The following is a 7249-nucleotide window of genomic DNA, read 5'->3' on the forward strand; positions in this document are numbered from 1 at the left end:
TTCGAAGCCGATACCCGACCTGGCATCCATGCGCGCGATTCTGAAGCGGTTTTTCCCTGGCGGGCCATCGGGTTGGATTGTTTTTCGAAACAGGGATTTCCGGCTGTTCGCGGCCAGCCGCGTGCTCTCGGGCATCGCATTCCAGATGCAGGCCGTAGCAATTGGTTGGTTCATCTATGATGTGACGCGATCGCCATTCGCCCTTGGCCTGGCTGGGCTCGCCAGCTTCCTGCCGGTGATCTTGTGTGCTCCGATCACCGGCTACGTTGCCGATACGTTCGATCGCCGGATCGTCGCCGCAGTCGCCTACGGCATTCAGACTGCGGCAAGCCTGCTCCTTCTTGCACTCGCGAAATGGGGTTCCGGCGCAATCTGGCCGATTTATCTCCTGGTCGTCATGATTGGGACGGCCCGCGCTTTCGCCACTCCGGCGATTCAGGCGCTGCTGCCGACATTGGTTCCTCGCGAACTCTTCAGCGCCGCCATCGCCGGCAACGCGTCCCTGGCGCAGGGCGCTGCGGTGATGGGCCCTGCATTCGGAGGACTCCTATATGCCCTGGGGCCGTCGACGGTCTTTGGCATTGCCGGATTGGGCTACGCGCTGGCCAGCCTTTTGATCGCCGCGACGCATTCGCGATCCGAGCCGCATGCCGTGCGGCCGCCGCTGACCTGGGCGGTCTTCACCGCGGGGTTGTCGTTCATCTGGTCACAGCCGGTCATGCTGGGTGCGATCAGCCTGGATCTGCTCGCGGTTCTGTTCGGCGGAGCGGTTGCGCTGTTGCCGATCTTCGCCGCGGAGATTCTGCATGTCGGGCCCTTGGGGCTTGGCGCGCTGAGAAGCATGCCTGCGGCCGGGGCCGTCGTGATGGCGATCATGCTCGCCACCTGGCCGCTTCAACATCACGTCGGCCGGCGCATGCTGCTGGCTGTCGCGGTGTTCGGCCTAGCCACAATCATCTTCGGATTGTCGACGTCGCTCCCGCTGTCGATGGCCTGCCTGTTCGTCGCCGGATCGGCCGACATGGTCAGCGTCTACGTCCGTCAAAGCCTCGTCCAAGGCGAGACGCCGGATGCATTGCGCGGCCGCGTTTCCGCCGTGAACAGCGTTTTCATCGGCGCTTCGAACGAACTGGGAGAGTTCGAGTCCGGGATGCTGGCTGGGCTTATAGGCACCATGCCGGCGGTGGTGTTCGGAGGGTTGGCCACCATCTGCATTGCAGCCGCCTGGGCGCGTCTCTTCCCTGCGCTGAGGGAGCGAGACAAGCTCATCTAGGGGGTGAATTTGATGCCAGGGCTTACCGGCTTAGGTTTTCTTCTGGAGCAAACTTAAAGCTAGCTTCTGCGAGCGCTCGGGACGGCGGTTTTCGTCTCTTAGCTGACCGACATAGAGAACCATTCTCCCCGGCCCCGATGTCATAACGCGCATCGATCGGCTCGGCCGGGTCTGAAACTGGTACACGGGGTTGTGGCATGATCGATCGCAGAACGCTGCTTGCCCTCGCAACCGTCGCGACTGCGGGCATCAGGCCGGCTCTTGCCCAGAACGCCCCGTTGCGGGTTGGCTATGTGCCGGTCATCGGGGCGAGCGCGCTGTTCGTTCTTGCCGGCGACGGATCGGCGAAGGAGGCGGGCCTCGACCTCAAGCTGAGCAAGTTCGATTCAGGTCCCAACGCGATTCAGGCTTTCGCGTCCGGTACCATCGACATCCTGGTGATCGGCGTCGCTCCGGTTGCGGTTGCCCGGTCTCGCGGCCTCGCGGCCTCGGTCGTTTCTGCAGGCGCGGTCGGGGGCACGGCTTTCCTCGCAGGGCCCAGCCTTGCCAAGGCGTTCGCCGACAATGGCAGCGATCCTGCGAAGGCCTTCGCTGCGTTTCGCTCTGCGGCCGGCCGAAAGGCGAAGCTGGGTACCCTTCCACCGGGAGGCGTCCCAACCGTTGCGCTGCATCACTGGCTCTGGAAGGTTGGGAATGTCGATCGCGCCGATGTCGAGATCGTCAACATGGGCATCGAGGTGGTGCAGCAGGCCATGCTGACCGGCGCCATCGACGGCGGCACGCTGCTGGAGCCCTCGGCCACGCTGGTCCCGGAGCGCGACCCGCGGGTCAAGCGCATCGTCAACTCGCCCGATATGTTTCCGAACATTCCGGGGGTCGTGGTGGCGGCCTCGGGCGAACTTCAGAAAACCCGCCCGGAAGTGGTTGATCGCTTCGTCGCGCTGTTCCACCGCGCGACCGAGCTGGTTCGCGCCGATCCGAAGAAGGCGGCCCCGTTCGTCCTCGCCGCGCTCGGGGGAGACCTCGTCTCCGAGACGACCATCGCCAACGCGCTGGTGTCGCCAGCCGTGAGCTTCGTCAACGATCCCGCCAAAATCCGGCAGGCGACTGAGGCGCTGCTCGCCTATCAGGTCGAGCTCGGCGATTTCCAGAAGGCGCCGCCACTGGACGGGCTCTTCGACCAGGCCGCCTATGAGCGCGGCATCCGCACGCCGCTCGGACGCTGACACCGCAACGAAGGCGTTCGCCTGCAGCTTACACCCCACTCATCTGGCTCGCACCGATGTGCTGCGCCCCGGAGCAAAAATTGCTCCGGGGCCGTTCTTGGAAAGAGCATCCGCATCCAAAGAGCGAGGTATTTGAAGACCTTTTCCAATATTGCCGCGATAACTTGGCGCCAATCCCGATATTCGACACATAGGGCGCTATTTTCATGAGTATTTCTGGCTTGCCGCGTTGGCCCGCTTTAGCCATTGCGGCTGCATTGAGCTTCTCTGGCCCTCAGACCTCCTCTGCTGCACAAATGCTGACCATCGCGCAGGGCAACGACATCCTGTCGCTCGATCCGGCCAATCATGGCAACAACAGCACCGAGTCGGCGCTGGTGAATCTCTACGACTACCTGGTCAACAAGGATTTCAGCCAAGGGCAACTCCGCTTCACGCCGCGCCTCGCAGTGTCCTGGAGCAGCGACGACAATATCCACTGGACGTTCAAGCTGCGCGACGACGTCTACTGGCATAACGGCGACAAGTTCACGGCGCAGGACGTCAAGTTCACCATCGAGCGGTCCCAGCAGGACAAGAAGCTGATCAGCGCGGCCAAGTTTCGCCGCATCAAGGCGGTGGAAGCTCCGGACGAAACCACGCTCAGGATCGAGACCGACGGCCCGGACACGCTGCTGCTCCATGCCTTCGTCGGCAACGGCGCCGGCATCCTGCCCAAGGCCGCCTTCGAGAAGGCCGGCGGCCGGGAAGAGTTTTTCAAGCAGCCGGTCGGCACCGGCCCCTATGCCTTCAAGCGCTGGGTTAAATCGGACCGCCTCGTCCTGGCGAAGAACCCGCGCTGGTGGGGCGGCACGCCGAAATGGGACGACGTCGTCATCCGCGCCATTCCGGAGACGACGACCCGCGTGGCCGAGCTGCTCACCGGCGGCGTCGACATCGCCGTCAACATTCCACCGGAAGACATCGCGCGCCTGAACGACAACAAGGGCACGCGCGCCATCACCTTCGACATCGCGCGCAACCTCGCCCTGCATGTCCGCACCGGCAAGGACCGCGTCACCGGCGATCCGCGTATCCGCGAGGCGATCGACCTTGCCATCGACCGCGATGCGATCGTTAAGCAGGTTCTGGAAGGGCATGGGGCGCCGACGCGAGGTTTCTTCCCGCCAGCGATCCCCGGCTTCGCGCCGGACCTCAGCCGCGCGATCCGCTTCGATCCCGAGCGGGCGAAGGCGCTGGTGCGCGAGGCCGGCTTCAGCGGCAACAAGCGCCCGGCGATCAGGATTAGCACGCCCAGCGGCCGCTATGTGAAGGACCGCGAGATCGTCGAGGCAGTGGCCGGCTATCTCGATGACGTCGGCTTCCGGACACAGGTCGAGGTCCTCGACTGGACCGTCTACAACAACAAGCTGGTTGGGGACGGTTTCGGCGAGCTTTATCTCTGGGGCATGGGTTCCTACACGGACGCCTCAACCCTGTTCGTCGACAATTTCAAGCGACACTACGACTGGTCGGACGAGAGGTTCGAGGGGCTCGCGGCCTCGGTCCGGCAGGCGAAAAGCGAGGCCGAGCGCATCGCGATCTCGCAGAAGGGCCAGGAGATCGTCGCCGAGCAGCGCGTCCGCATCGGCCTGCTCTTTCCCCAGTCGATCTACGGGGTCAGCGACCGCGTCGTCTATAATGGGCGCTTCGATGAGATGATCGCGGCCGAAGACGTCGCGCGCCCATGATCGCGCGCTCTCCCCTCAAGGCGCTGCTGCAGTTCCTGCCGGTTCTCTACATCGTCTCGGTGATCGTCTTCGTCCTCGTCTACCTGACGGGCGACCCGTCCGCGCTTTTGATCCCGGAAGATGCGAGCGAGGAGGACCGGCTCGCGCTCGTCGCCGCCTGGGGGCTCGATCAGCCCTTTTACATTCAGTACCTGCGCTACATGGGGAATATCCTGACCGGGGATTTCGGCGTGTCCTACCGCTACGGGACGGATGCGCTGCCGGTCGTGCTCGAACGCATTCCAGCGACCCTTCAGCTCACGGCCGGCGGCCTCATCGTCGCCATCCTGATCGCGCTCCCGACCGGGATATTCGCTGCGCTCAGGCGCAACAGTCTGCCCGATTTCGCGATCTCGGCCGTGACGGTTCTGGGTAAGGCTATGCCGAACTTCTGGGTCGGGATCATGCTGATCCTGATCTTCGGCGTCTGGCTCCGGCTGGTGCCCGTCTCGGGCAGTGGCGGCCTGTCCCATCTCATCCTGCCCGCGATCACGCTCGGGACTGGCTTCGCGGCTGAGCTGACCAAGCTCATCCGCTCCAGCTTGCTCGAAGTCATGGGGCAAGACTATGTCCGCACCGCCCGCGCCAAGGGGCTCTCCGAGTTTCGCGTGGTGCTGCGCCACGGCCTGAGGAACGCCCTGATCCCAGCGGTGACGATGACCTCGCTCCATGCCATCGCATTGCTCGGCGGCGCGCTCGTGACCGAGACCGTGTTCTCCTGGCCGGGCCTCGGTCAGCTCGTGGTGCAGGCGATCTACACGAAGGACATGGCGGTCATCCAAATCGCCGTCTTCGTCATCACCATCATGGCCCTCACGATCAACCTCGCGACCGATGCCCTCTACCGGCTGATCGATCCGCGCCTTGCGCGATAGGCTCAGCAGCATCGCATGTCCGAAACCTCGCTCATCAGCAGCCCTCCGCCGCAGCCGCGCCGCTTGCTGCCTTCGCTCCTGCGCAACAAGGCTGGTCTCGCCGGCATCGTCATCGTCGCCCTGATCGTTCTCACGGCGCTGGCTGCCGACCAGCTCGCGCCGCTCGATCCGCTGCGGCGCAACCTGTCACTCAAGCTGCTGCCCCCGGCCTGGCTGGAAGGCGGAAACCCGCGCTACCTGCTGGGGACCGACAGCCAGGGGCGCGACCTGCTCAGCCGCATCATCTTCGGCGCGCGGACGTCGCTCTCGGTCGGCCTCGCGGCCGTCGCCCTCTCCAGCCTGATCGGGCTGGCACTCGGCCTGCTGGCCGGCATGGCGGGCGGCCGCGTCGACCTGCTGATCATGCGCGTCATCGACGCCATGCTGGCGATCCCCACCATGCTGTTCATGCTGGTCGTCGCCCTCGTCGCGGGCTCCGGCCTGCTGCCGCTCGTCGTCGTCATCGCTGCAACCAATTGGGTGGGCTGCGCCCGGATCGTGCGGGCCGACGTGCTCGGGATCAAGGAAATGGACTATGTCGCGGCAGCCCGCGCCAGCGGCGCAAGCCCGCTTGGGCTGATTCTGCGGCATGTCCTGCCCAACATCCTGTCGTCCTTCGTCGTGGTCTCCACCCTGAATGTCGGCACCGTCATCCTTGCCGAATCCTCGCTGAGCTTCCTCGGCTTCGGCATCCAACCACCAGAGATTTCCTGGGGCCAGATGCTCAGCGAGGGCCGGCAATATCTGGCGACGAGCTGGTGGGTAGCGACCTTCCCCGGCATCGCGATAACGCTGACCGTGCTCGGGGTCATCCTGCTCGGCGACTGGCTGCGCGACCATCTCGATCCGCGACTGGCGTAGACTCCTCACGCCCGCGACCCAACTCCCTTCAGGAAAGACCCGATGTCGGCCGTTTCACAGGTTCAGAAGTCCCGCACAATCCATCTGGGGCTGTTCCATCAGCCGCTTGGGCGCCATCCGGCTGCGTGGCGGCAGGAGGCTGCGCAGGGGCATCCGGAGGATATCGACTGGGTCATCCGCATCGCCCGGAAGGCCGAGGAAGGGCTGTTCGACATGTTCTTCGTGGCCGACAATCTGGCCGGGCCGGAGCCCGGCGCACAGGGCAAGGCAGGCGGTCTGGAGCCGGTGACGCTGCTTTCGGCGCTGGCGGTCGCGACCTCGAAGATCGGGCTCGTCGGCACGATCTCGACCAGCTTCTCGGAGCCTTACAATGTCGCGCGTGCACTGGCCTCGCTCGACCATATCAGCCGCGGCCGGGCGGGCTGGAACGTGGTGACGACCCAATCCGACCGGTCCGCCGAGAATTTCAACCTGAGCGCCCTGCCCGATCACGCCGCCCGCTATGCCCGCGCCGACGAGTTCGTCCGGGTCGTGCGCGGCCTTTGGGACAGCTGGGCTGACGACGCGCTCGTCATGGACAAGCGCTCCGGCAAATTCCTGGATACGGACCGCGTCCGCCTGCTCGACCACAAGGGCGAGCATTTCTCCGTCCGGGGGCCGCTCAACGTCTCCCGTCCACCGCAGGGCCATCCCGTCATCGTGCAGGCCGGCTCCTCGCGCGACGGCATCGGGCTCGCCGCGACACAGGCCGACCTCGCCTTCACCGCGCAGGACACGATCGAGGATGCGCTCGCCTATCGCGCCGCCCTCAAGGAAGCGGCCGAGGCTGGCGGCCGCTCCGGCTATCTGAAGGTGCTGCCGGGTATCATGCCGATCGTCGGCCGGACGGATGCCGAGGCCCGCGAGAAATTTGCGGCGCTGCAAGAGCATACCGATATCGCAGCCGGCATTCGGCAATTGTCCGGGCGCTGGGGCTACGATCTCTCGACCCATCCGCTCGACGGGCCGGTGCCGGAGCCGGGCGAGCGCATCCATGGCGAAAGCCGGGTGCGGCTGCTGCTCAACAAGGCCCGCGCCGAGAACTACACGCTGCGCGAGCTCGCGGCGCTTGCAATCGCATCCCATGGCCACCGCATCATAATCGGCTCGCCGGAGACGATCGCGGACGACCTGCAACGTTGGTTCGAGCAGGGCGCGGCCGACGGC

6 protein-coding genes are annotated in these 7249 nt (G+C 65.2%); all 6 read left to right on the forward strand.

Annotated features, from left to right (window positions below; genetic code table 11):
* Positions 1–28: 28 nt before the first annotated feature.
* A complete protein-coding gene (locus JHD80_RS01330; protein ID WP_199084567.1) occupies positions 29–1273 on the forward strand; it encodes an MFS transporter in 1245 nt (414 codons plus the stop codon).
* A gap of 197 nt (positions 1274–1470) precedes the next feature.
* Positions 1471–2499 carry an ABC transporter substrate-binding protein gene (locus JHD80_RS01335; protein ID WP_199084568.1) on the forward strand — a complete coding sequence of 343 codons (1029 nt, stop codon included), beginning with the start codon at positions 1471–1473 and terminating at the stop codon, positions 2497–2499.
* 296 nt (positions 2500–2795) lie between these two features.
* Positions 2796–4229, forward strand: coding sequence for an ABC transporter substrate-binding protein (locus JHD80_RS01340; RefSeq protein ID WP_248311322.1), 1434 nt, complete (start codon positions 2796–2798; stop codon positions 4227–4229).
* Entirely contained in the window at positions 4226–5143 is a 918-nt protein-coding gene (locus JHD80_RS01345; RefSeq protein ID WP_199084570.1) for an ABC transporter permease, read from the forward strand. The genes JHD80_RS01340 and JHD80_RS01345 overlap by 4 nt, the downstream gene beginning before the upstream one ends.
* Positions 5144–5158: 15 nt before the next feature.
* The gene (locus tag JHD80_RS01350; RefSeq protein ID WP_199084571.1) at positions 5159–6043 is read left to right on the forward strand and encodes an ABC transporter permease; all 885 of its coding nucleotides are present in this window, start codon (positions 5159–5161) and stop codon (positions 6041–6043) included.
* Between the two features lie 42 nt (positions 6044–6085).
* Positions 6086–7249 (forward strand): NtaA/DmoA family FMN-dependent monooxygenase (locus JHD80_RS01355; RefSeq protein WP_199084572.1); only part of this gene is annotated, 1164 nt, incomplete at its 3' end.

The sequence above is a fragment of the Allobosea sp. ASV33 genome (genome assembly GCF_016428755.1).
Classification (GTDB): Bacteria; Pseudomonadota; Alphaproteobacteria; order Rhizobiales; family Beijerinckiaceae; genus Allobosea.

Coding starts and splice junctions, on each gene's coding strand:
- JHD80_RS01345 (WP_199084570.1), top strand. CDS start 4,226: ATGATCGCGCGCTCTCCCCTCAAGGCGCTGCTGCAGTTCCTGCCGGTT.
- JHD80_RS01335 (WP_199084568.1), top strand. CDS start 1,471: ATGATCGATCGCAGAACGCTGCTTGCCCTCGCAACCGTCGCGACTGCG.
- JHD80_RS01350 (WP_199084571.1), top strand. CDS start 5,159: ATGTCCGAAACCTCGCTCATCAGCAGCCCTCCGCCGCAGCCGCGCCGC.
- JHD80_RS01340 (WP_248311322.1), top strand. CDS start 2,796: ATGCTGACCATCGCGCAGGGCAACGACATCCTGTCGCTCGATCCGGCC.
- JHD80_RS01330 (WP_199084567.1), top strand. CDS start 29: ATGCGCGCGATTCTGAAGCGGTTTTTCCCTGGCGGGCCATCGGGTTGG.